This window comes from Pseudophaeobacter sp. EL27 (genome assembly GCF_900313025.1).
In the GTDB taxonomy this organism is placed as follows: Bacteria; Pseudomonadota; Alphaproteobacteria; order Rhodobacterales; family Rhodobacteraceae; genus Pseudophaeobacter.
In genome coordinates, this window is record NZ_OMPQ01000011.1 from 442,506 (window position 1) to 466,411 (window position 23,906).

A 23,906-nucleotide genomic window follows, 5' to 3' on the forward strand; every position below is an offset into this window, starting at 1 on the left:
CAAACATGTCTGATTTTCCAACCAAGGCCCGTGTGGTCATCATCGGCGGCGGCGTGATTGGCGCCTCTAGCCTCTATCATCTGGCCAAGAAGGGCTGGACCGATTGTGTGCTTCTGGAGAAGAACGAGCTGACCGCCGGGTCCACCTGGCATGCGGCGGGCAATGTGCCGACCTTCTCCACCTCCTGGTCGATCATGAATATGCAGCGCTATTCGACCGAGCTTTATGCCCGTCTGGGTGAAGAGGTCGACTACCCAATGAACTATCACCAGACGGGTTCGATCCGTCTGGCGCATAGCAAGGAGCGGATGCAGGAGTTTGAACGCGCCTGTTCTATGGGTCGGTATCAGGGCATCGAGATGGAGATCTGGACGCCGGAGCAGGCCAAGGAGCATTATCCTTTCCTGGAAACCCATGATCTGGAAGGGGTGCTCTGGGACCCCTCGGATGGGGATATCGACCCGGCACAGGTGACCCAGGCCCTGGCAAAGGGTGCCCGCGACATGGGGGCCAAGATCATCCGCTTTTGCCCCGCAACAGGTGTGACCCAGAAAGAAGACAAGACCTGGATCGTCCACACCGAGAAGGGCGACATCGAATGTGACTATGTGGTCAACTCTGCAGGTTATTATGCCCAGCGGGTGGGTGAGATGTTCAAACCCTATGGCGGCCGCACCGTGCCGATGATGGTGATGTCGCACCAGTATCTGCTGACCGAGCAGATCGATGAGGTTGAAGCTCATGTCAAAGAGACGGGTAAGAAACTGCCGCTGATCCGTGATGTGGATGTCTCTTACTATCTGCGCCAGGAAAAGAACGGCTACAACCTTGGCCCATACGAGCCGAACTGCCGTGGCCACTGGATGACCGAGGACGACCAGATGCCGGAGGATTTCTCCTTCCAGCTCTGGCAGGATGATCTGGACCGGATCGAGGATATCGTCACCGATGCGATGGAGCGGGTGCCGCTGATGGCGACATCTGGTGTCTCCAGCGTCATCAATGGTCCGATTCCCTATGCCCCCGATGGCCTGCCGCTGATTGGCCCGATGCCCGGCGTCGACAATGCCTTTGAGGCCTGCGTCTTTACCTTTGGCATTGCCCAGGGTGGTGGCGCTGGCAAGGTGCTGGCGGAGTGGATTGTGGATGGGCAGACCGAATGGGACATGTGGTCCGTCGATCCGCGTCGCTACACCGACTATACCGATCAGGACTACTGCGACCAGAAAGGCATGGAAGTCTACGGCAATGAATATGCCATGCATTTCCCCCATCATGAATGGCCCGCCGCGCGCGACAAGAAGGTCAGCCAGGTGCATGCTCAGATCAAGGAAATGGGCGGTCAGATGGGCGCCTACAACGGTTGGGAACGGGCCAACTGGTTCGCCAAGGATGGCGATGATACCTCTGAGGAAGCCACCCATACCTGGGGTCGTTCCGGTCCATGGCAGAGCCGCATTCAGGAAGAATGCGAAGCGGTGCGTGACGGCGTAGGTGTGCTCGATCTACCCGGTTTCTCACGCTACAACCTGACAGGTGAAGGCGCTGCCGAGTTTCTGCGCGGGATGGTGACAGGTGGTCTGCCCAAGGTGGGCCGGATGAACCTGGTCTATTTCTCCGACACACGTGGCCGCATCCTGACCGAGATGTCCTGTGTGCGTCACGGCGAAGACCATTTCACTATGATCACCGCGGGTTCGGCCCAGTGGCATGATTTTGAGGTGTTGAAAAAGTCGCTGCCCGCAGGGCTTTCGCTGACCGACCACACCACCGAATTTGCCACCATGATCGTCACTGGCCCCAAATCGCGGGAGCTGTTTGCCGGCATCTCTGATGCGGATCTGTCCCTTGGTTGGCTCACGCATCAAAGCGCTACAGTGGCGGGCAAACCTGCCTTCCTGGCGCGGGTATCCTATGCGGGTGAATTGGGTTGGGAGGTGCACTGTGCCAACGAAGACCAGCCGGAAATCTATGCGGCATTGATTTCTGGCGGCGCCAAACCCTTTGGCATGTATGCGCTGAACTCCCTACGTATCGAGAAAGGCTATCGCACCTGGAAAGGCGACCTTTCGACCGATTTCACCATGCTCGAAGGCGGTCTTGGCCGGTTCATCAAACTCGACAAGCCACAGGATTTCCCCGGTAAGGCGGCGATCCAGAATGAGATGCAGCAGGGGCCCAAAAAGACCTTTGTCACCATGATCGTCGACGCTGGTGATGCAGACGCGCCCTATATGTCCTGCATCTGGAAAGAGGGTGAGATTGTCGGCGAGACCACATCGGGTGACTACGGCTACCGGGTCAATGCCTCGATCGCGCTGGGCACTCTGCGCAGCGATCTGGCGGTGCCGGGAACCGAGGTCGAAATTGAGATCTACGGCAAAAAATGTCGCGCTGTGGTACAAGAGGACAAACCCCTGTGGGATCCCGCCAACGCGCGCCTGCGCGCCTGATCACTGCAACAGAAAAGGGCCGCCCCCGTGACCCAAGAGGACAAACCATGACTGATAGAATGCAGGCTGTTTACCTTACAGGCCACGGCGGCCCCGAGATGCTGGAGTTTCGCAACGACATTCCTGTTCCGGTCCCGGGGCCGGGGCAGGTCTTGATCCGGGTCGCGGCGGCCGGGGTCAACAATACCGATATCAATACCCGCATCGGCTGGTATGCCCCTGAGGTAACGGGTGCGACCGATGATGTGACCGAGGACGTCGAGGCCGGCGGCCATGCCGGCGCGCTGAGTTTTCCACGCATTCAAGGCGGTGATCTCTGCGGCGTGGTTGAAGCGCTGGGGCCAGGCGCCAGCCGTTTTCAGATCGGCAATCGCGTCACCTGCCCGGTGAACCTGCCGCGTGCGCGTCCCGGCGCACCCATGGGATACATCGCTATTGGGTCTGAGATCGACGGGGCTTTTGCGCAGTTTTGCCTGATGGATGAGGATGATCTCTATGATGTCAGTGCCTCGCCGCTGAGCGATGTCCAGATAGCCGCCATTCCCTGCGCCTTTGGCACAGCCGAGGGTCTATTGGCGCGCGCTGGCGTGACGGCAGGGCATGAGGTTCTGATCACCGGTGCCTCTGGTGGCGTTGGCCTAGCGGCAGTCGAACTGGCCAGCCTGCGCGGGGCCAATGTAACTGCGCTCTGTAGTGCCTCCAAGGCGGAGGCCGTGCGGGGGCAGGGGGCCATGACAACATGGGGGCGCGATGCCAAGCTGCCCACAGATCACTTTGATGTGGTGATTGATATTGTCGGCGGCGCTGGCTGGGGAGATCTGATACTGGCGCTGCGACCCGGCGGCCACTATGCGGTGGCCGGCGCCATTGCTGGCCCCATGGTAGAGGCCGACCTGCGCAATATCTATCTGCGTGATATCACCATCCATGGCTGCACCTATCAATCGCCCGAGAATTTTGGCCGCCTCGTTGCCTTGATCAATGCCGGGCGGATCAAACCCTTGGTGTCCAATACCTACCCACTCCAGGACATTGCCACAGCTCAGGAGGACTTTCAGTCCAAAGCGCTGCCCGGCAAGCTGGTCCTGATCCCATAGTGAGAAGAAGATCATGCAGATAACCCTGTTGGACGGCTCGATTGGCCAGGAAATTGTCAAACGCTCTGGTGATCGGCCGACGCCGCTGTGGTCGACCTCGGTGATGATCGACAAACCCGACGTGGTCAGCGCGGTTCATGGCGACTATTTTGCTGTTGGGGCCACCGTTGCCACCAGTAATACCTATGCGGTGCACCGTGACCGTCTGGTGCGCGCCGGGATGGAAAACCGCTTTGAAGAGCTGCTTGAAATCGCCATGAGCCAGGCCGAAAAGGCCCGTGACGCCCATGGTTCAGGCCGTATCGCCGCTGCGCTGGGACCCATCGGGGCCAGCTACCGCCCGGATCTTGATATTCCGCTAGAAACGGCCAAAGCTCTGTTCTCGGAACTGATCCGGCTGATGGAACCCAAGGCTGATCTGTTTTTGCTGGAAACAGTCTCCTCCGTTGATCACGCCCGCGGCGCTTTGCTGGGCTGTGCAGACACGAACAAACCTGTCTGGTTGGCGGTCTCAGTGAATGACGAAGACGGCACCCGTTTGCGCTCTGGTGAGCCGCTGCAGGATCTGGCGCCGGTGATTGCGGAATTTGCCCCCGCAGCGGTGCTGATCAATTGTTCCCGCCCAGAGGCAATCGGCGTAGGGCTGGAGATCATCAAGGGCTTTGGCCGCCCTTTTGGCGCCTATGCCAATGGCTTTACCGGCATCTCCGAGGGTTTTTTGCAAGAGGCCCCCACTGTGGATGCCCTGGAAGAGCGGCGGGATCTGGGGCCGGCTGAATACGCAGAGTTTGTGATGGGCTGGGTCGCCATGGGTGCCACAATTGTTGGCGGCTGTTGCGAAGTGGGTCCGGCGCATATTGCCGAAGTGGCGCGCAGGTTGCGCGCAGCAGGGCATGAAATCATCTGATCAGAGACCGGGCAGAACGAGGAGGCGTGACATGGCGAAGGAAAATGCAACGGGTCTGGAGATTTCCCCGACGCGGGTCTGGACGGTGGATATTCTGGTCGCCGAAGGCTTTGTTCTGACGGAAATGTCCGCTGTGGCCGATACGCTGCGCATTGCCAATCGGGTGCTGGCTCAGCCGCCCTTTCGCATTTGTATTCGCTCGGCGCAGGGCGGGCAGCTGTCCTGTCGGGCGGGTCTGTTGGTCAATACCAAACCCTATGCTGATCGCCCGAATGCGGATTTTGCCTTTGTGCTGGGCAATACAGACCCGGATCACCCCGAGCTGTCTCTGGGGCGGGTGACGAAAAGCTACACCAACCGGGGCGCGCGGGTCTATCTGCTGGCCGAAGCCGCCGCCCGCTACCTCAAGGATCAGGGGACCGCAGGGGCAACCCATTGGGAAAACGCCGCTCTGCTGCGCGAACGTCTCGGCCTGTTCGAGGCGAGCCACGCCCTGGCCAGCGAGGATGGTCCGGTGATCACCTGTGCAGGCATGGGGGCCACTACTGATATCGTACTGGCGCTGATTGGGCGCCTCACCTCGGCCGCGGCGCAGATGAGCGTGGCCAATATCATGCTGCATGAACAGGTGCGGGACTATTCCTCGCTGCAGCCCTTTTCGGGCGCCAAGCCAACGATCACCGGTGACCGGGATCTGGATCATGCGATCCGCCTGATGCAGGCCAATATCGAAGAGCCGATGCCCATTGGCAAGATCGTCGCGGACCTGGGCATTTCAACGCGCTCTCTGGAGCGCAAGTTCAAGACCTTTCTTGCTACAACGCCCAATGGGTTCTACCGCGAAATGCGGCTCAACAAGGCCAACAACCTGTTGCTCAATACCACCATGAGCGTGCGCGAGATTGGCCTGGCCTGTGGTTTCCAGAACGGATTTTCCACGCTCTATAAATCGATCTTTGGAATCACTCCCTTTACGCTGCGCAAACGCCGCCGTCTGGGCGAGGACATGCCGACAGATTTTTTGAAAGCCGGTGAATAGCCAAAGACCTCTGACGTTTTTGACACATTTTGTGACGCCTGGACATGATAATCAGGGCAAAATTCTGGTTCTTTTGGAGTGCTGACATGAGCGAACTTCCTACTCAGGCCCGTGTGGTCATCATCGGTGGCGGCGTTATTGGCTGCTCGGTTGCCTATCATCTGACCAAGCTGGGCTGGAAGGATGTGGTGCTGTTGGAGCGCAAGCAGCTCACCTCGGGCACCACCTGGCATGCCGCTGGTCTGATCGCCCAGCTGCGGGCCACCGCCAATATGACCAAACTGGCAAAATACAGCCAGGAACTCTATGGCGCGCTGGAAGCGGAAACCGGTGTTGCCACCGGGTTCAAGCGCTGCGGTTCGATCACCGTGGCCCTGACGGAGGAGCGCAAAGAAGAGATCTTTCGTCAGGCCAGCATGGCGCGGGCCTTTGGGGTGGATGTCGAAGAGATCTCTCCCGAAGAGGTTAAAGCGCGCTATGAGCATCTGAACATCGGCGATGTCACCGGTGGCGTCTGGCTGCCCAAGGACGGGCAGGGCGATCCCGCCAATATCGCATTGGCCCTGGCCAAGGGCGCGCGTCAACGTGGTGCGCTGGTCAAAGAACGCATCAAGGTCACGGGTCTGTCTAAAGAAGGTCGCCGGGTGACGGGGGTTGATTGGGTCAGCGATGACGGCAGCGCGCAGGGCCATATCAAGGCTGACATGGTGGTGAACTGCGCCGGCATGTGGGGCCACGAGGTTGGCCGCATGGCGGGCGTCAACGTGCCGCTGCACGCCTGCGAGCATTTCTACATTGTCACCGAAGCGATTGAGGGCCTGACCCAGATGCCGGTGCTGCGGGTGCCGGATGAATGCGCCTACTACAAGGAAGACGCAGGGAAAATGTTGTTGGGGGCCTTTGAACCCAATGCCAAGCCCTGGGCGATGAAGGGCATTCCGGACACGTTTGAGTTTGACCAGCTGCCGGAAGATTTTGATCATTTTGAGCCCATTCTGGAAAACGCCTGCAACCGGATGCCGATGCTGGCCGAGGCGGGTATCCATACCTTCTTTAACGGGCCAGAGAGCTTTACCCCCGATGATGCTTATCATCTGGGTCTGGCGCCCGAGATGGATAATTTTTGGGTGGCCGCCGGGTTTAACTCCATCGGCATCCAGTCGGCCGGTGGCGCGGGCATGGCGCTGGCACAGTGGATGGACGAGGGGCAGAAACCCTTTGATCTCGGCGATGTGGACATCTCCCGCATGCATCCCTTCCAGGGCAACAAACACTATCTGTTCGAGCGCTCCAAAGAAACGCTGGGGCTGCTTTATGCCGATCACTTCCCCTATCGCCAAAAGGCCACCGCGCGCGGTGTGCGTCGCACGCCCTTTCACCACCACCTGAAAGAACAGGGCGCGGTCATGGGCGAGTTGGGCGGCTGGGAACGCGCCAACTGGTTTGCCAATGAAGGCCAGAAGGCGGAGTATGAGTACACTTGGAAGCGTCAGAACTGGTTTGAAAACTCGGCGGCCGAACATCGCGCTGTGCGTGAAAATGTCGGCATGTACGACATGTCGTCCTTTGGTAAAATCCGCGTCGAAGGCCCCGACGCCGAGGCCTTCCTGAACCACGTCTGTGGTGCAAACCTGAGCGTGCCCGCGGGCAAGATTGTCTATACCCAGTTCCTCAACCCGCGTGGCGGCATCGAGGCGGATGTCACCGTCACCCGGATGAGCGAGACCGCCTATTTGGTGGTGACACCTGCGATCACCCGTCTGGCGGACCAGACCTGGATGATGCGTCATGTTGGTGATCGCCGCGTGGTAATCACCGATGTGACCGCTGGCGAGGGTGTGCTGGCGGTGATGGGCCCCAATGCGCGCAAACTGCTGGAAAAGGTTTCGCCCAATGATTTCTCCAATGATGTGAACCCCTTTGGCACCGCCCAGGAGATCGAGCTGGGCATGGGGCTGGCACGGGTGCACCGGGTGACCTACGTGGGTGAGCTCGGTTGGGAGATCTATATGGGCTCGGATATGGCCGGTCATGCCTTTGAGACCCTGCATGAAGCCGGTCAGGACATGGGGCTCAAGCTCTGTGGCATGCATATGATGGACAGCTGCCGGATCGAGAAAGGCTTCCGCCACTTTGGCCATGATATCACCTGCGAGGACCATGTGATCGATGCCGGGCTTGGCTTTGCAGTCAAGACCGACAAGCCGGACTTCATTGGCCGTGACGCGGTGCTGGAGCGCAAAGAGAGCGGCCCCAAGATGCGGATGATGCAGTTCAAGCTCACCGATCCCGAGCCGCTGCTTTATCACAACGAGCCTCTGATCCGCGATGGTGAGATCGTTGGCTATATCAGCTCGGGCAACTATGGTCATACGCTGGGGGCTGCCATCGGCATGGGCTATGTGCCCTGCGAGGGCGAAAAAGCGGCGGATGTGCTGGCCTCTTGCTATGAGATCGAGGTCATGGGCACACGGGTGCGCGCCGAGGCTTCATTGAAGCCGATGTATGATCCAAAATCGGAGCGGGTGAAGGTCTGATCGCTCAAGGCAAAGCAAAAGCGGAAAGGGGCGGGGACTGTGAGAGGTCTCTGCCCCTTTTCATTTTCCGTAGCAGTTTGATGAAGCTGTCGCAGATGAGCTAGCGCTTGCGTCTGCTGGGCTGTTTGACTGCCCCAAACAGATGCCACAGGACACCTGAACATGAACAACCCCGAATATATCTTTGAAGCCAGTTCCAAACCCTCTTTGCCCTGGCATGAGGTGCCTCTGATCCGAGCCACCGACGAGAGCGTCAAGGGCTATGGCCAATTGGTGGACAGCCCTGAGGGCTTTGAGATCGAGATCGCCCGCTGGCCGCAACAGGGCTGGCGCCCGATTGATCAGGGCACCGGCGATGAGGGCGGTTGGGTCGAGGGCACGTTTAAATGCGACTGGCGTGGGGATGTGCTCTATGGCGAAAACGAAGCGGTAAAAGGCAACTATGTCTTGGGCTGGTCAGCCGACCCGCAACAGGCCCAGACCGAGAGGCAGACAGCACCGCGCGATCAGGTGCTGCTCTGGCACATGAACTATCACCCAGATGGCGGTCAGCTGTTCTTCCCGCTCGACAATAAACCCTTCATCGTGCCGCTGGCCTTGCCTGGTGACAACCTCAGCCCGGAAAAGGTGGTGGCCTTTTGGTGTGACGGCTCCAAGGGGCTCTATATTCACCCCAATATCTGGCACGAAGGCATCTTCCCGGTGGAAGACAACCAGCGTTTCCTCGACCGTCAGGGGGCCGTACATGCGCGGGTCAGTGCTGACATCGGTCAGGAGTTTGGTGTCTACCTGTCCTGCCCTCTGGATGCGGCCAAGATCAAAGACCTATAGGGGAGGGTGCCCCCTGTTACCGCTCTTGTGGTGGGGTCTCTTTGATACGGGCCACATGCGCCGCAATATCTTCGGCCGTGAACTTTGAAGAGTGGCGTTTGCGGCTGGCGGGGTGGTTGACCAGCCCCAGCTTTAACGCGGGGCGATAGGCCTGCTGCGGTCTGATGGGGCGCGGCGCAAAGCCTCCGCCACAGGTGGGGCAGACATTGGACAGCTTTTCTACGCAGTCCGCGCAATAGGTGCATTCATAGCTGCAGATCCGCGCCTCCGAGGACTGCGGCGGCAAATCAACATCACAAAGTTCGCAGTTGGGGCGCAGCTCAAGCATGTGCAAATTCCAGAGTGGAGGCCTATCTGGCACTCAGAGTGTCAGAGCTGGGCCGCCCTGTCATGTGGTTTGATGGCATTCCCACTGGTTCATGAACTCTCGCGCTTGACGCCGGGTTAGTATTGTTTGCCCCCTGGGGGCTGCGGCTAGACTGCGGCTCAAAGCGAGTGGCGAGAAAGAGGTGATGCGGATGTGGACGAATTGGTCGGGGTGCCAGACCTCGGACGCTGCCGTTGTGGCGCCTACCTCACTGGATCAGCTGAAGGCGCAGCTCTCGGGTGCTCACGGGGTGTTGCGCCCGGTAGGCGCGGGGCATTCCTTTGCCCCCCTGGCCGTGGAGGGCGACCAGATCCTGCAACTGGACCGGTTTGAAAAACCGACCGTCATTGGGCTTGAGTCAGGCCGGGCGCGGGTCAATGCCAATGCCCGCTTGCATGAGCTGTCAGCGGCGCTGGGCAGTAAGGGGCAGGCGTTTCGCAATCTTGGGGATATCAATGTGCAGTCGCTGGCAGGTGCCATGTCCACGGCTACCCATGGCACCGGGCTGACCCTGCCCTGTATTGCGGCCGAAATGACCGGCGCGCAGTTGCTGTCCGCCAGCGGAGAGCTGATTGAGGTCTCGGCTGAGGATCTGCCGGGTGTTCAGGTCAGCCTGGGTCTTTTGGGGATCCTGCTGGAGATTGAGCTGAACACCGTGCCTGCCTTTAATCTGCGCCGCCGGGTTGGGGTCCGCTCATTGGAGACACTGCTGGAACAGATGCATGACAATTGGGCGGCGCATCGCTGTTACGAGTTTTTCCTGCTGCCCCATAGCGGCAAGGGGGTGCAGATCAGCCATGATGTGACAGAGGCAGCACCCGGCAAACCGCCGCTGGATCTGGATGCGCTGGGCCTACAGGTGATGAGGCTGGCCAGCGCTCTGCGTCATTTGCATCCCAAGATACAGCGCGGGGTTCTCGCCTTGATGCTGAAACTACAGGGCGAGGAAGATTTTACCGGCGAAAGCTGGCGGGTGCTCAGCTCTACCCGCGCCATGCTGTTCAACGAGATGGAATACCACCTGCCGCCTGACACCGCCGAAGGGGTGCTGCGCGAGATCACGGCACTGACCGAAACGCGCCATCCGGATGTCTGGTTCCCGATCGAGGTGCGCCAGACCGCTGGCGATACCGCCTGGCTCTCGCCCTTTCAGCACGGGCCCCGGGTTTCGGTGGCGGTGCATATGCATGGTGGTCAGGACTACACCGGATTTTTCCGTGATTGCGAGGCGATCTTTCGCACCGCAGGCGGACGCCCGCATTGGGGCAAGATGCACAGCCTGAAACGGCGGGATCTGGAGGAGCTTTATCCGGACTTGGGAAAGTTTGATGCGCTGCGGGCCCGGCTGGATCCCAAGGATCGGTTTTTGTCACCTGCCATGGCCAAGGTATTCCGCCCATGAGTGGCCTGGGTGGTTTGCCGGATTTTGCGCTTTGGGATCGGGCCTTGCAGCAACGGGGACAAAACCTGCCCTGTCTGGTGGTTGACCGCCAGCGCTTTGTCGCAAATCTGGCGCTGGCCCGCAGCAGGGCACAGCTTGGCACCGGCCTGCGGGTGGTGGCAAAATCCCTGGCCTCATTGCCGCTGCTGGATCTGGCGATAGAGCAGCTCGGCGCCCTGGGCGTGATGACCTTTTCAGCGGCAATGGTGCAGGATCTGTTGCAGCACCGCCCTGAGCTGGAGCAGCTGATGGGTAAACCTCTGCCCGTCGGGGCGGCGGCGCAGGTCCTGGCGGGCCAGGAGAAGGCTCCCGAACAGGTGATCTGGCTGATTGATACCGCACGCCGGGCGCAGCAATATGCAGAGCTGGCCATAGCGCGCGGGGTCCAGCTGCGGGTCGCGATAGAGCTGGATGTGGGGCTGCACCGGGGCGGTGTTGAACTGGCAGAGCTGGCGGCACTTGTGGCGGAGATCCAGCGGATGCCCGGTCTGAACATTGAGGGGGTGATGGGCTATGAACCACATCTCGCCAAGTTACCTACCCTCCTGCGAAAAAGCGCTAAGGCTGCAGTTGAGCGGGCTCTGCACGCGGCGGCGGACCTGATGAAACAGCTCGGCGTTTGCGGGTCAGGTGGGGAAGCGCCGCTGGTCAATACCGGCGGCAGCCTGAGCTTTGACAGCTATGGGCCTGCCCAGGGTGTCAGCGAGGTCTCTCTAGGTTCAGTGCTGGTGAAGCCTCAGGATTTTTTAATCCCGGCGACGCGTGCGTTTCTGCCTGCGATGTTTATCGCCACGCCGATTCTGAAGTATCGCGCCAATAACCCACTGCCGGGGCTTGAGGCCCTAAGTCCCCTGCTGAGCTGGCGCCGCCGTGCCAATCTGGCCATCTACGGCGGCTATTGGAAAGCCAAACCGGTCCACCCCCTAGGCTATGGCAATTCAGGTGTCTTTGGGCGCTCCTCCAACCAGGAGGTCTGGTCTGGTCCGCAGTTGGAGCCCTCTCCGGTGGATCACTTCGCTTTTCTGCACCCCAGTCAAAGCGAAGCGGTGATCCCTGAGTTCGGCGCGCTCCTCGTGCTGTCAGAGGGGCAGATCACCGAGACCTGGCCTGCATTGAGTCACCTTCACTAGGTGTTTGATCCCAGGTTTGATGGTGCGATCCTTTCTCAAGCCTGGAAGGAAGCATTAGGGGGCAAGTTCGTCACGAAAGCGCCTCGCACTGTCACCCGGCAGGCGATTGCGGAGCAATCTGCCGATAGGGCACGTGCGCCGTCAGAGCTGCAATACAGCGATCGCAAGCTTCGCTCGCGCAGCTGAGCAAGCAGTTGGGCATCAATCCCAAGACTGTCACAAAGTGGCGTAAGCGTGCGACGGTCGAAGACTTGAAGACCAGACCAAAGGAGCCGCGTTCAACTGTTCTCAGCAAAGCTGAGGAGGCAATGATCGTCGCCTTCCCAAGGCACAGGCTGTTGCCGCTGGATGATTTTCTCTATGCTCTTCAGCCATCCATTCCACATTTGACCCGGTCTGCCCTGCATCGATGCCTTCAGCAGCACGGCATTTCTCGCTTGCTGGACGTCGAGGGTGACAAGCCTAAACGTCAGAAGTTCAAGCGTTATCCCAGCCATGGCTTTGTTGCACAAATCGGCCTGAAGTCGTGTTTCTCCCTTCCCCGGGCGGACTTAGCCTATGACCGAGCGGGGACCTTCTCCCTCAGCTTTGATGCCGGTCCTATCGATGAGCAGATGTAACGGCCCTGGTGAGCCCCGATAGGGAATGGCGACCGGCAACATCTTCTGCCGCCGACACAGGGTGCCAAAGTCTGGCACAGACCAGTCAAGCCCGATCAGTTCCAGCAGGCTTTCGACACAGCCAGACCGAACAGAACTTTCATGGTCAGACAGGCTTGGATTGCCGCATCGCTATAGGCTTGCTGAGGCCCAGGATGACCTGACGGCTACGCCTTTCACGCCATTTCCGGGTCACCCCAACCTCTCACACATGCAAGCCTGTGCTGTCGGTCAGTGATAAGAGTTGCAGACCGACAAAACCGGCGTTTGTTGTGTTCACATCGAGCATCTAGTCCTAGTTGGAAGTTTTCAGTCAGAAACCAAGATAAGTATTTGCGATCATTTAGAAAGAGAAAGTGTTTCTGACTTTTGACTGCTTGGAGACATTCCAAATTTTCGGGAGTATTCACGGCTAAACTGTGTCGGGCTTTCATAGCCTACGTGGTAAGCTGTTGCAGCCACGGACTTGGTTCCAGAAATGAGAAGTTGCCGTGCTTCCAGCAGACGCAAGTCCTTTTGATACTGTAGAGGCGTAGTGGACGTTACCGATTTGAAATGCTCATGAAAGGCCGAAAGACTCATGCCAGATGCAGCCGCAAGGTCGGCAACCAAGATATTGCTTTTGTAGTTATTGCGCAGTGTGGTGATGGTTTTGGATATACGACTTGCCGGGCTGTCTTGCTTGAGCAATTGACGCAGCATTGTACCATGACTTGCCCGCAGAAGTCGAAAGTGGATTTCCTTTAGCACCAGCGGCGCCAGTGCCTCAGTCTCAACCGGATCTAAGGATAGGCGAAACAACCTGCCCACGGCATCAATGAGTGCCGTGTCGGAAGCGGCGGCGTTTAGCGAATGCATATTGCCACTTCCAGCCTCCTCAAGCCCCTGAAATTCGGCAGACATGCTGCGTAGCAAATCCAAGTCTAGCCGCAAGGCCAGGGCTGTATAGGGGGCATGAGGGCTGGCCTGAATGACCGCAGCATCAACCGGGACTGCGTGACTCACGATCAAGGTATCCCCGGCGCCATATCGGATCACACGCCTACGGGCATAGGCCTCTTTTGCCCCCTGCAACACTAGGCACATGATCGGCTCATAAAAGGCGGCCGCACAATCAGTCTTCTCGAGATTGCCGATTGCATAGAGCCCTTGAATATCGGTTTCGCAGCCCGTTCCCAGGGCGTCTTGGGACACCACATGCTGAAAAACTTCCCGAGCCAGATCGTCGAGTACCATGTAAGAGCCTCCCTGTTCCTGAAAAATGATAGGCCATGATCGCGGTGCGGTGAACGACAAAGCCCTAAGATCTGGAGAATTAGGCAGACCATTTGGAGGATCAGGCAATGGAACCGGACTGGGTAATGTTAAATTGAAGGCAGGCAAAACAGGAGTTGTCTTCATGTCTCGGACCATTTTGATCACAGGCGCATCTTCCGGCATTGGCAAGGAAACTGCGAAACTCTTTGCCTCGCGCGGGTGGAATGTGGTTGCCACGACGCGCGCTCCCGCCAAAGAAGAAGAACTCGTAGAAATCGAGAATGTTCTTGTCACCCGCCTTGATGTGACCGATCCTGAGACGATCAACGCGGCCCTGTCCGCTGCAATTGCAAAGTTTGGCAAGATCGACGTTTTGCTCAACAATGCGGGCTACGGGGCGTATGGCCCCTTGGAAGCCTTTCCAATGGATCGGATCCGCCGCCAGTTCGACACAAACGTGATTGGCCTACTGGAAACCACTAAGGCAGTATTGCCGCACATGCGGAGCCAGGGTTCGGGCACAATCGTCAATATCTCGTCTATTGGCGGCCAGATGACCTTTCCCTTGGGGGCGCTATATCATGGAACAAAATTTGCGGTCGAAGGTATTTCAGAGGCACTCCACTATGAACTGGAAGCCGCGGGTATCAAGATCAAAATCGTAGAACCAGGCATGATTGCAACCGACTTTGGTGGGCGTTCGTTTGATTTTGTCAATGATGAAGCAATGACAGAGTACCAACCCGTTGTTCAGGCCCTATTCGGAGCATGGGGCAGCACAGAAATGGCAGCCCGCGCCTCGCAGCCCATCGTTGTTGCCGAAGTCATCTATCAGGCGGTCACCGATGGCACTGCCACACTGCGTTACCGCGCTGGTGCAGATGCGGTTGAATTGCTCGATAACCGCAAGGCCTTGGATGACGCTTCATTCATCGGCGGCCTGAAGGCGCAGCTTGGTCTGTAGCCGGGACCGGAAAACGGGCTGGTGTGATTAGGTGGCTGCATTGGCTGGGCCAGCTCTTGCAACTGACCTGGTCGGGGCGCCTGCCCAACAAGCTCTGAAAGAGCCAAATGCGAATAAAATATAGCCTCGAAAAATAGCCAACAGGGAGACCTACAAGCCATGGCAATATCACTCAAACTAAACGGTGAGACACATACTGTTGACGCCGAACCGGGCACCCCGCTTTTGTGGGTTATCCGGGATGAATTGAAACTGACCGGAACCAAATTCGGATGTGGTGTGGCCTCTTGCGGGGCCTGCACGGTGCATTTGGATGGCGCGCCTGTCCGCTCTTGCCAGACCTTCATTGAAGACGTTGAAGATGCAGAAGTCACCACCATTGAAAAGATGGAAGAGGACAAGATCGGTGCGGCTGTCCAAAAGGCTTGGTTGGAACTGGATGTGGTTCAATGCGGCTACTGTCAGTCTGGCCAGATCATGAATGCAGTAGGGCTACTACGTGAAAACGCGACCCCCACGGCGCAGGAGGTAGATGACTATATGCATGGCAATGCCTGCCGTTGTGCCACCTACCAACGCATTCGCGCCGGTGTTCTGCGTGCCGCTGATATTCTGGAGGCTTGAAACTGATGACTATCAATACGTCCCGCCGCAACTTTTTGAAAACCGCAGCCGCAGCCACCGCTGTGCTCTACGTTGGAGCAACTTCAAAGGGCGTCAGCGCAGCATCCGGTTCAGCAGATGCCATGCTGAATCCATTTGTAAAAATCGATAGCAATGGATCCGTCATTGCTATCGTAAAGCACTTTGAGAAAGGTCAAGGCCCGGCCACTGGTCTGACCTCCCTCATCGCCGAAGAACTCGGTGTGACGATGGATCAAATTGGCTATGAATTCGCCCCCTCCAACCCAAAAGTCTACAACAACACGCTGTTTGGGCAGTTCCAGGGCACCGGCGGTTCAACGGCCATGGCCAACTCCTGGATGCAGTATCGCACGGCTGGTGCCAATGCCCGTGAAATGCTGATCAAAGCCGCGGCAAAGGAATGGGGCGTGGAGGCTTCGGCCCTGGATATTCAGGCAGGGGTGATCTCTGGCGCTGGTCACTCTGCACCTCTGGGGGCCTTTGTTGCGGCTGCCGCGGGCATTGCCCCCACTGAAAACCCGCGCCTGCGCGCGCCTGCAGAGTGGAAGATCATCGGCAACCCAACCACCAGGCGCAAAGACAGCCCCATAAAGGTAAACGGCACAGCCAAATTTGCCATGGATGTGCATTTGGACAACCAAATGGTTGTGATGATCAAACGCACACCACAACGTGGTGGTCTGGTGGCAAGCTTTGACGACAGCGCTGCCAGGCAGATCAAAGGTTTCATCATGGCGCAGGCGCTGCCGACGAAACACGGCGTCGCTGTCTATGCAGAAAACACCTGGGCGGCAATGCAGGCGCGCGCAGCACTGGAGGTCGAATGGGATCTCGCTGCCGCGGAAACGCGGTCCTCACAGGAGATCAAGGATGAGATTCTGGCAGCCCTGGACGCAGCGCCGACATATAACGTCAACAAGGCGGATCCAGCAGCCGTAAAATCCATGGTCGATGGTGCGGCCACGACGATTGAAAAGGCGTTCTACTTCCCGCTTCTGGCCCATGCCCCGATGGAACCGCTGAATTGCACGATTGAGCAGACCGCCGAGGGCGACATCGTACTGCATGACGGCGCACAGATGCCGACTGGACCGCATATGGCCTATCAGCAGATCTTTGGCCTCCCAGCGGAGAAGATTCATATCAGAACTATGCTGGCAGGCGGTTCCTTTGGGCGCCGTGCAACGCCGGATGCGGACTACCAGGTTGAAGCCGGGCTGGCCTTTGTCAAAACAGACCGGTCCCGCCCGGTGAAACTTGTTTGGGACCGCGAGGATGACATCCGTGGTGGTTATTACCGACCAGCCGCGGGTCACAAAGTCCGTGTTGGTTTGGATGACGCGGGCAACATTGTCGGCTGGGAACATCAGGTGGCTGGGCAGTCGATCATGAAAGGCACGCCTTTTGAGGCCTTTGCCGTGCATGACGGCGTTGACCACTCCACGGTCGAAGGCATCGCTGACAGCCCCTATGCTGTTCCAGGCATGGCGCTTGGGCTGACGGACACAGAAAAAGCGACGTCGGTGCTATGGTGGCGATCGGTTGGCCACACCCATACAGCCTATGTGATGGAAGTCATGATGGATATGGCCGCTAGGGCCGTTGGGCAAGATCCCGTTGCGTTCAGACTGAAGTATCTTGCAGGTGAGGCGGACCAAGCTCGCAAGGCAGCGGTTTTGAAACTGGCAGCGGACAAAGGAAACTGGGGCACACCAGCTGCAGGGAATGTGCAGGGCATTGCTGTGCACAAGTCCTTTGGGTCTTATGTAGCGGAAGTGGTGGAAATTTCTGGAAACTTGGCGGATGGTATCCAGATCGAAAAAGTCACCGCCGCCGTCGATTGTGGCATCGCAGTAAATCCCGATGTGGTCAAAGCCCAAATCGAAGGAGGCATTGGCTACGGCATTGGGCATGCGATGCGCGACCAAATCACCCTGGATGGCGGAGCGGTAGAACAGTCCAACTTTCCGGATTATGAGCCGCTAAGGATCTCTGACATCAAGGCGATCGAAACGCATATTGTGGCATCTTCCGAAGCACCTAGCGGTATCGGAGAACCTGGCACCCCGCCTTCAGCTCCCGCCTTGGCCAACGCCATCGCGCAGCTGGATCTGCTTGTTGCGGAATTGCCTATGAGCGCAAATGGAGTTTCATTCGCATAGTATTTTCGCAGCACAGCAACAAACTGTGCTGCGCCCTTTTCTAGTTTTCGGATCACTTTTCTCATCTGTGGGCAAACGTCGAAAACCGTTGTGACAAGGTCATTGGAGCTGCCATTCCGAATACATCTGCAAAACCGGACTTTTGAACCAGATCGATTCAATTCAAACCCGATCCACCAGATGCCGGGACTGAACAGCTAAGGCAATTGGGACTTGAAAGGCCAGTTCATTTCCATCGCAATGGTTCGACTTGTCAGTCGCTATTTTCATGAAAGCAGTGGACGGTTTGAATGGCAGCTGACCGAAACCTGCAGCGCAGCAAGCGGGGTCGTCCACGCAGGTCGGCTTCGGGCCGTTGTTCGCGGCCTATTGCTTGAAGGAGATGAGGTTTGATCCACCATTGACGGAGGCTACAGTGCCTTCTTTGCGAATTGTCGTCGCCGCTTCATCGAACGCAGCCTGATCGTCATCGAATAGATCGTCCCAGACAATGGGTGTTCCGTCCCCAGTGACAACTTCCAGAGACCAACCATCGCCGCCTTCGAGTTTGTTGAAACTCCATTGGGTTACTATAATAAACCCGGTTACGGCTGCGAAAAGGCCACGAGGCGCTTTGGCCTATGTGCAAACAAAAACCACCATCAAGATGAGGGGCAAAATATGAGCCTAGATGAAGACCTGTTTCTAAAGGGACTTGAGCAACGAAAGGCGACCCTTGGCGCTGAGTATGTGGAGAAAAACCTGGCCGCGGCCGATGAATTCACCCGCCCGTTTCAGGAAGCCATGACCGCCTGGTGCTGGGGCTTTGGCTGGGGGGATGATGTGATTGATGCAAAAACCCGGTCGATGATGAACCTCTCCATGATCGGCGCGCTGGGCAAAATGTCCGAATGGGAAATTCACTGCCGTGGGGCGATCAGCAACGGGGTCACCAAAGAAGAGATCCGGGCCATCATCCACGTCGTTGGTATATATTGTGGGGTGCCGCAAGCGCTGGAATGTTTCCGGGTCGCCCGTAAAGTACTCGAGGAGACCTGATCCAAGATAGAGGCGGCGGGCCTGGCCCTCATTCGCGACAGCGCTCTTGGTATTCTTGTCACAGAAGCCTTAGGGTAAGCTGATCAGAGTGGGGGCCTGGGAGTATACAACATGCAAAAGGGTGACAGGGAATGAGACAGAATACAGCAGCCGCGCAAAAGAAAACCCGCGAGGTCTGTGAACTGGCACCTATTATGCCGGTTCTTGTGGTCCGGGATGCGGTCAATGCGGAACCCCTGGCCAAGGCTCTGATTGCTGGTGGCCTAGCTGCGCTGGAAGTCACCCTGCGCACGCCCGCCGCCCTGGATGTTATTGCTGCGATGTCCGCAGTTCCAGGCGGGGTCGTTGGCGCAGGCACCCTGATTACCCCACAGGATGTACGCGATGCCAAGGCGGCTGGCGCCATGTTTGGTGTCTCGCCGGGGGCCACGGATGCGCTGATTGAGGCCTGTCTCGACGAAGATCTGCCGCTGCTGCCCGGCGCCGCGACCGCGAGTGAAGCCATGCGGCTGCTCGAGCGGGGCTATACAACACAGAAGTTTTTCCCAGCCGAGACCTCTGGCGGTGCAGCGGCACTGAAGGCCATTGGCGCGCCGTTGCCGCAAATTCGGTTTTGCCCTACAGGTGGTGTCAGCCTGTCGAATGCAAAAGATTACCTTGGGCTCTCCAATGTTCTCTGTGCAGGAGGGAGTTGGGTGGCCCCGGAAACACTCGTCTCTGCCCAGGCCTGGAGTGAAATTGAGACCCTCGCCCGCGAGGCAAAACAACATCTATCCACCTAGATGGATAGTCTTGCGCTGCTACCAGGGCAGAACACCACTAAAAAGAACAGTGTAACGCGTTGTTTAGCTACCAACCCCATGCCGTTGTGCCGCCACGCCGAGGGCGGGGCATTTGTTCCCGTTGTCCAAAGGCGTGAACTTGGTGCCGCTGGGGGGGCCAAACTCCAAATCAACATCCTTAAGGCATTGCATTCAAAGCGTGATCCTTGTGCCTCTTAGGAGGCGGTGTTCGATCAAAACTAAGTCCTAGCTTTTCAGGTGGCTTGCCCCTAGAGGGTTTCGGACCGTCTAAAGGTAAGCAGCGTGGACGCTGAAATTGGATTTTATCTGTCCAAGCCGTTAGCCAGTCATGGACTTGGATCGGGCTTCGAATGTGCGGTTTGCGCGCAAATTGGAAAAATCAACCTTTTGTCAGGCATTTTTTGGCATCTCTCTGGGTGCCCCTTTCCTATGTGCTATGGCCAGGATCGTTGAAAATGGAAGGTACAGGGGCCGCCTCAGACAAGGACCCGATGATGTTTAAGATACAAAAGCTACCACTTTCGGCAAAACTCCCGATGATCATGGTGGCGCTGACAGCGACCTTTCTTGTTACGGTTGCTTTTCTGATCTATTCGATGGCCGAAAAGAGCATTCGAAAGAACATCTACACGGCACATGAAATTGAGGCCAATGCGGGCGCTCAGGCGCTGGATTTCCTGATCTCTTCCGCCCATTCCAACCTCGCGAGCCAGGCGGCCCAGCCAACTGTTTTCCGGGCGGTCAGCAACTTCACCCGTGTGATCGGCATGATCGAAGAACCCGATCCGATTGCCTATCTCAAGCGGGTCTATGGAAGCGAAAACCCCAATCCGGTTGATCAACGCGCACAGCTCGTCGATCCCGGTGATGGATCCTATTACAGCCAGTCCCATGCCAGCTATCACCCGACATTCCAGCGCACGGTCGATCTGAACGGCTACGAAGATCTCTACCTTTTTGATATGGAAGGGCTGTTGATCTACTCGGTCAAAAAGCTGGATGACTATGCCAATAGTTTTGCCACCGGAGATCTGGCCGAAACCGGACTGGGCCAGTTGTTCGCAGAGGCTCTGGTGGCGGAACCGGGCCATGTGGTGCACTCGGATTTCACCCTATATGGGCTAGACGGCGATGCGCCCTCTGCTTTTCTGGCAACCCCGGTGCTCAACAAACGGCAAAAAACCGTTGGCGTGATTGCCGTTCGTCTGGGCAGTGCTGGGGTGGTACAGGCCCTGACAAAAAACCTGCAAGATCTTGAGAGCCAGAATATCTATCTGGTCAGCCCTGATGGATTGGCCCGCAGCCCCTCGGCGCTGGGGGATAGCTTTGGCGTATTGGATACCCTGCCGGATGTGCCGCAAATACAGGCCGCCCGTAACGCAGAAACCGCGCGCTTTGACGGGGTTCCGGCCATGGCAGGGGGCAGTGCAACCGCCCTGGTTATGCCGCTAGATCTGCCGGGCTTTTCCTGGTCACTGGTTCTGGAAACCAATGAGATCGCGGCCTTTGCAGAGCTGAACCAAATTCGCCTGCTTGCTATGGCGGTGATTGGTGGCTCTGTGTTGATTGCGATTGTGGTTTCCCTGTTTGCCGCACGCCGGGTCACAATCCCCATTCTGGCGCTGCGCGAAGCCACCAATGCCCTGGCCGATGATGATTATGACATCGACATCACTGGCAAATCCCGCAGCGATGAGCTGGGCGATTTGGCCCGCAGCCTGGACAGTTTCCGGGATAAGCTGAAGCAGGCCGACGAGGCCGCCGTCCGCGAGGTGCAGGCAGCTCAGCAAACCACCGCTGTGGTGGAGGAGACCAGTCGGGCCCTGTCGCAGCTTCAGGCTGGCAACCTCGCCTGTGACATCCAGAACCCCTTTGCGGAGAGCTATGAAACGCTGCGCGAAAACTTCAATCAGAGTCTGGTCAATCTGCGCGGGTCAATGGGTGAGGTCGTCAGTGCTTCTGAGCATGTCGGCAAGTTCTCTCAGGAGCAAAGTGCAGCGGCCGATGAAATGGCGCATCGCACCGAAAGTCAGGCCGCTACCTTGGAACAGACCGCCTCGGCGCTGCGGGATTTGACTGCCAATATTGGAACCACTGCAGAGCAGGCGGCGCAGATGGACAAGGCCATGAGCCGAACACGCACCGAGGCCGAAGGCAGTACCAAGGTTGTGACGGCAGCGGTGTCTGCCATGGACCAGATCCAGGAAACCTCCAATGAGATTTCTAAGATTATCAACATGATCGATGACATTGCCTTTCAAACCAACCTGCTGGCTCTGAATGCCGGGGTCGAGGCCGCGCGGGCGGGCCATTCTGGGGCAGGGTTCGCCGTGGTGGCCTCTGAGGTGCGGGCACTGGCGCTACGGACCTCTACAGCGGCCGGACAGATCCAGGAGCTGACCTCCGCCAGCGAGGCCCATATCGCAAATGGTGTTGATATGGTGGGTCAAGCTGGCGATGCCTTGTCGGGCATCATTGGCAACGTGGGCGAGGTTTCTGGCCTGGTGAGCGAGATCGCCGAAGGGGTGCGCAAGCAGTCCAAGGGCCTGGGGGAGATCAATGGCTCGATGGAGGTCCTGGATGGGGTCACCCAGCAGAACGCCGCGATGGCAGAAGAGGCCTCTGCCTCCAGCCAGTTGTTGCAGCAGGAAGCCACCAGCCTGTCCGGGATTGTCAGCCGCTTTGACCTGGGGCAGGACGCGGTTTCTGGTGATGGCGCGGAAGGATCCTCTGCAGTTGCGGAAGCCCCCAGCGACTGGGGAGATGCTGCGGATTGGGATCAACCACAATCAGCCTAGAGGCAGGACGCCGGGCAAAGCGATTTTATCTAGATCTTTCCTTTGCCCAGGTTTGTCAGACCGAAGCCTCTGCAGACCGCTTGACGCAGAAAATTTATTAAACTAATCGGGGGGCAGGTTGTAGACACCTGCCTCCCGCTGACATTTGTCTTGGTTAAGGTCTACGAGTTCAAATCTCTATCTACCTCTTTCCGCATATCGCGCGGATGGTAATGCGGGTCCCATCTCAAAAGCGCGAATAGGCTTGAGGAATATGGGATATGTCTGACACTCCTACCAATACATTCACCAATGGGCCCCTTGGCACCATTTACCTGAAGACCGCGTTACCGATCATATTTGTGATGGGGATGAATGGGGTTTTGTCGGTGGCTGATGCGCTGTTTCTGGGACACTACGTGGGCCCCAAGGCGCTGGCCGCTGTCACGCTGATGTTTCCGATCTACATGCTGATCGTGGCTCTTTCGACATTGGTCTCCAACGGCATGTCGAGTCTTCTGGCGCGATACCTCGGCGCTGGAGATATGCGGCGTGCCCGTGGTGTTTTCTCAGGTGCGCACGGAATGGCCCTCGTTTTGAGTGGCTGTCTGATCCTGCTCTTCCTGTTCTTGGGGCGGCCTGCAACCCTGCTGGCTGCAGGAGGGTCCGACGAACTCGCACAGATGGGGCTGATCTATCTGCAGGTCACAGTGTTCTGCTCTCCGCTGCTATTTGTCCTGTCGGTCAACTCTGATGTGCTGCGCAATGAAGGCCGCGTCGGCTTCATGGCGGCGATGAGTTTGCTGGTCTCGGTTGCAAATATCGGGTTCAACTATGTGCTGATTGCCCTGCTCGACATGGGCGTGGCGGGCTCTGCCTATGGCACCGCTGCGGCACAGGCTCTTGCGTTTGGCATCATTTTTGCCTTTCGGTTTTGTGGCAACACCGCGCTCCGCCCCTCAACCCTGTTGCAGAATTCCCTGTGGCGATACTGGGGGCAGATCCTGGTGTTGGGGGCACCGCAAAGTCTGAACTTCATTGGCCTGGCACTTGGGTCTGCCGCGATTATCACGGCGCTGCAATGGGTTGGTCATCCGGGCTACGCAGACACGGTGTCCGCATATGGGATTATCACACGTGTCATCACCTTTGCCTTCCTGCCGCTTCTGGGTCTGTCGTTTGCCATGCAGTCGATCACCGGCAACAACTATGGTGCAGAGCTTTGGCAGAGGTCTGACAAGAGCCTGCGGATCGCACTTTGGGTTGCCTTTGTCTATTGTGCAGTGGTGCAGGTCATTGTGATGAGTTTCCCCAGCCAGATCGCAGGTGCATTTGTTGAGGATCTGCGCGTCATAGCAGAGGTGGCGCGTATCTTGCCTATCATGACCTGTGTCTTCTTCCTCATGGGGCCATTGATGATGATCGCGAGCTATTTCCAGGCCATCGGGGCAGCGGCGAAGGCGGCAGTCTTGGGGCTGACCAAGGCCTATGCCTTTGCAATACCGCTGACCTTTCTGCTGCCTCTGTGGTTCGGTGAGATGGGGGTCTGGTTTGCGGGGCCAGTGGCGGAAATACTGTTGCTCCTCTTGACGACTTTGGTGCTTGGGCAAGTGGCCAAGGACAAACGGCTAAAGTGGGGTGTCTTTCACATTGAAGGAGGATCTGCCCCATGAAGATCCCCCTTTCACCATTCCTTCAGACAAGGGAACAGGCCTAACCCCCTAAGATCAACGCGGTGAAATCTGCTTGGTGTGAAGGGTGGGTTTGGGCTGAGATCGGAGATTTGGCTCGTCCAGTGG

Annotated in this window: 17 protein-coding genes and 2 pseudogenes; 16 read left to right on the forward strand and 3 right to left on the reverse strand. The window is 57.8% G+C overall.

Annotated features, from left to right (window positions below):
• Positions 1-5: 5 nt before the first annotated feature.
• The 6 genes from ED661_RS14540 to ED661_RS14565 all read left to right on the forward strand — a co-directional run bounded on the left by ED661_RS14540 (position 6) and on the right by ED661_RS14565 (position 8,864).
• Positions 6-2,453 (forward strand): FAD-dependent oxidoreductase, encoded by a 2,448-nt coding sequence (locus ED661_RS14540; protein ID WP_122074616.1) that lies wholly within the window; start codon positions 6-8, stop codon positions 2,451-2,453.
• Between the two features lie 47 nt (positions 2,454-2,500).
• Complete coding sequence (locus ED661_RS14545; protein WP_122074684.1) at positions 2,501-3,550, forward strand: alcohol dehydrogenase family protein; 1,050 nt, start codon at positions 2,501-2,503, stop codon at positions 3,548-3,550.
• Positions 3,551-3,560: 10 nt separating this feature from the next.
• Positions 3,561-4,457: a homocysteine S-methyltransferase family protein gene (locus tag ED661_RS14550; protein ID WP_122074617.1), complete on the forward strand. Its 897-nt coding sequence runs from the start codon at positions 3,561-3,563 to the stop codon at positions 4,455-4,457.
• A 31-nt stretch (positions 4,458-4,488) separates the two neighbouring features.
• A complete protein-coding gene (locus ED661_RS14555) occupies positions 4,489-5,496 on the forward strand; it encodes a GlxA family transcriptional regulator (RefSeq protein WP_122074618.1) in 1,008 nt (335 codons plus the stop codon).
• Between the two features lie 86 nt (positions 5,497-5,582).
• Positions 5,583-8,033, forward strand: a complete 2,451-nt coding sequence (locus ED661_RS14560; protein WP_122074619.1) for an FAD-dependent oxidoreductase — start codon at positions 5,583-5,585, stop codon at positions 8,031-8,033.
• 162 nt (positions 8,034-8,195) lie between these two features.
• The gene (locus ED661_RS14565; protein ID WP_122074620.1) at positions 8,196-8,864 is read left to right on the forward strand and encodes an ureidoglycolate lyase; all 669 of its coding nucleotides are present in this window, start codon (positions 8,196-8,198) and stop codon (positions 8,862-8,864) included.
• A 16-nt stretch (positions 8,865-8,880) separates the two neighbouring features.
• Here the strand turns inward: ED661_RS14565 and ED661_RS14570 are convergent, their stop codons facing one another.
• Entirely contained in the window at positions 8,881-9,192 is a 312-nt protein-coding gene (locus ED661_RS14570) for a DUF1272 domain-containing protein (protein ID WP_122074621.1), read from the reverse strand.
• Positions 9,193-9,376: 184 nt separating this feature from the next.
• On the opposite strand from ED661_RS14570, the gene ED661_RS14575 reads away from it, so the two are divergent.
• The 3 genes and pseudogenes from ED661_RS14575 to ED661_RS14585 form a co-directional block, all read left to right on the forward strand.
• A complete protein-coding gene (locus ED661_RS14575) occupies positions 9,377-10,633 on the forward strand; it encodes a D-arabinono-1,4-lactone oxidase (protein WP_254054846.1) in 1,257 nt (418 codons plus the stop codon).
• Positions 10,630-11,802 (forward strand): alanine racemase, encoded by a 1,173-nt coding sequence (locus ED661_RS14580; protein ID WP_122074623.1) that lies wholly within the window; start codon positions 10,630-10,632, stop codon positions 11,800-11,802. The genes ED661_RS14575 and ED661_RS14580 overlap by 4 nt, the downstream gene beginning before the upstream one ends.
• A 152-nt stretch (positions 11,803-11,954) precedes the next feature.
• A pseudogene (locus tag ED661_RS14585) lies at positions 11,955-12,293 on the forward strand (IS481 family transposase); the annotation flags it as partial.
• An 81-nt stretch (positions 12,294-12,374) separates the two neighbouring features.
• On the opposite strand, the pseudogene ED661_RS14590 reads toward ED661_RS14585, so the two are convergent.
• A pseudogene (locus ED661_RS14590) lies at positions 12,375-12,628 on the reverse strand (transposase); the annotation flags it as partial.
• Positions 12,629-12,800: 172 nt separating this feature from the next.
• Positions 12,801-13,697: an AraC family transcriptional regulator gene (locus tag ED661_RS14595; protein WP_122074624.1), complete on the reverse strand. Its 897-nt coding sequence runs from the start codon at positions 13,695-13,697 to the stop codon at positions 12,801-12,803.
• 49 nt (positions 13,698-13,746) lie between these two features.
• Here ED661_RS14595 and ED661_RS14600 point away from each other — a divergent pair, with 49 nt between their 5' ends.
• The 7 genes from ED661_RS14600 (at position 13,747) to ED661_RS14630 (ending at position 23,780) form a co-directional block, all read left to right on the forward strand.
• Positions 13,747-14,682, forward strand: coding sequence for an SDR family oxidoreductase (locus ED661_RS14600; RefSeq protein ID WP_254054847.1), 936 nt, complete (start codon positions 13,747-13,749; stop codon positions 14,680-14,682).
• A gap of 159 nt (positions 14,683-14,841) precedes the next feature.
• Positions 14,842-15,306 carry a (2Fe-2S)-binding protein gene (locus ED661_RS14605; protein WP_122074626.1) on the forward strand — a complete coding sequence of 155 codons (465 nt, stop codon included), beginning with the start codon at positions 14,842-14,844 and terminating at the stop codon, positions 15,304-15,306.
• Between the two features lie 5 nt (positions 15,307-15,311).
• Positions 15,312-17,489 carry a xanthine dehydrogenase family protein molybdopterin-binding subunit gene (locus ED661_RS14610; RefSeq protein WP_122074627.1) on the forward strand — a complete coding sequence of 726 codons (2,178 nt, stop codon included), beginning with the start codon at positions 15,312-15,314 and terminating at the stop codon, positions 17,487-17,489.
• A gap of 660 nt (positions 17,490-18,149) precedes the next feature.
• Positions 18,150-18,527, forward strand: coding sequence for a carboxymuconolactone decarboxylase family protein (locus tag ED661_RS14615; RefSeq protein WP_122074628.1), 378 nt, complete (start codon positions 18,150-18,152; stop codon positions 18,525-18,527).
• A 131-nt stretch (positions 18,528-18,658) separates the two neighbouring features.
• The gene (eda, locus tag ED661_RS14620; protein WP_122074629.1) at positions 18,659-19,309 is read left to right on the forward strand and encodes a bifunctional 4-hydroxy-2-oxoglutarate aldolase/2-dehydro-3-deoxy-phosphogluconate aldolase; all 651 of its coding nucleotides are present in this window, start codon (positions 18,659-18,661) and stop codon (positions 19,307-19,309) included.
• A gap of 476 nt (positions 19,310-19,785) precedes the next feature.
• Positions 19,786-22,128 (forward strand): methyl-accepting chemotaxis protein, encoded by a 2,343-nt coding sequence (locus ED661_RS14625; protein WP_254054848.1) that lies wholly within the window; start codon positions 19,786-19,788, stop codon positions 22,126-22,128.
• Positions 22,129-22,388: 260 nt separating this feature from the next.
• Entirely contained in the window at positions 22,389-23,780 is a 1,392-nt protein-coding gene (locus ED661_RS14630; protein ID WP_122074630.1) for an MATE family efflux transporter, read from the forward strand.
• The last annotated feature ends 126 nt before the right edge of the window (positions 23,781-23,906 follow it).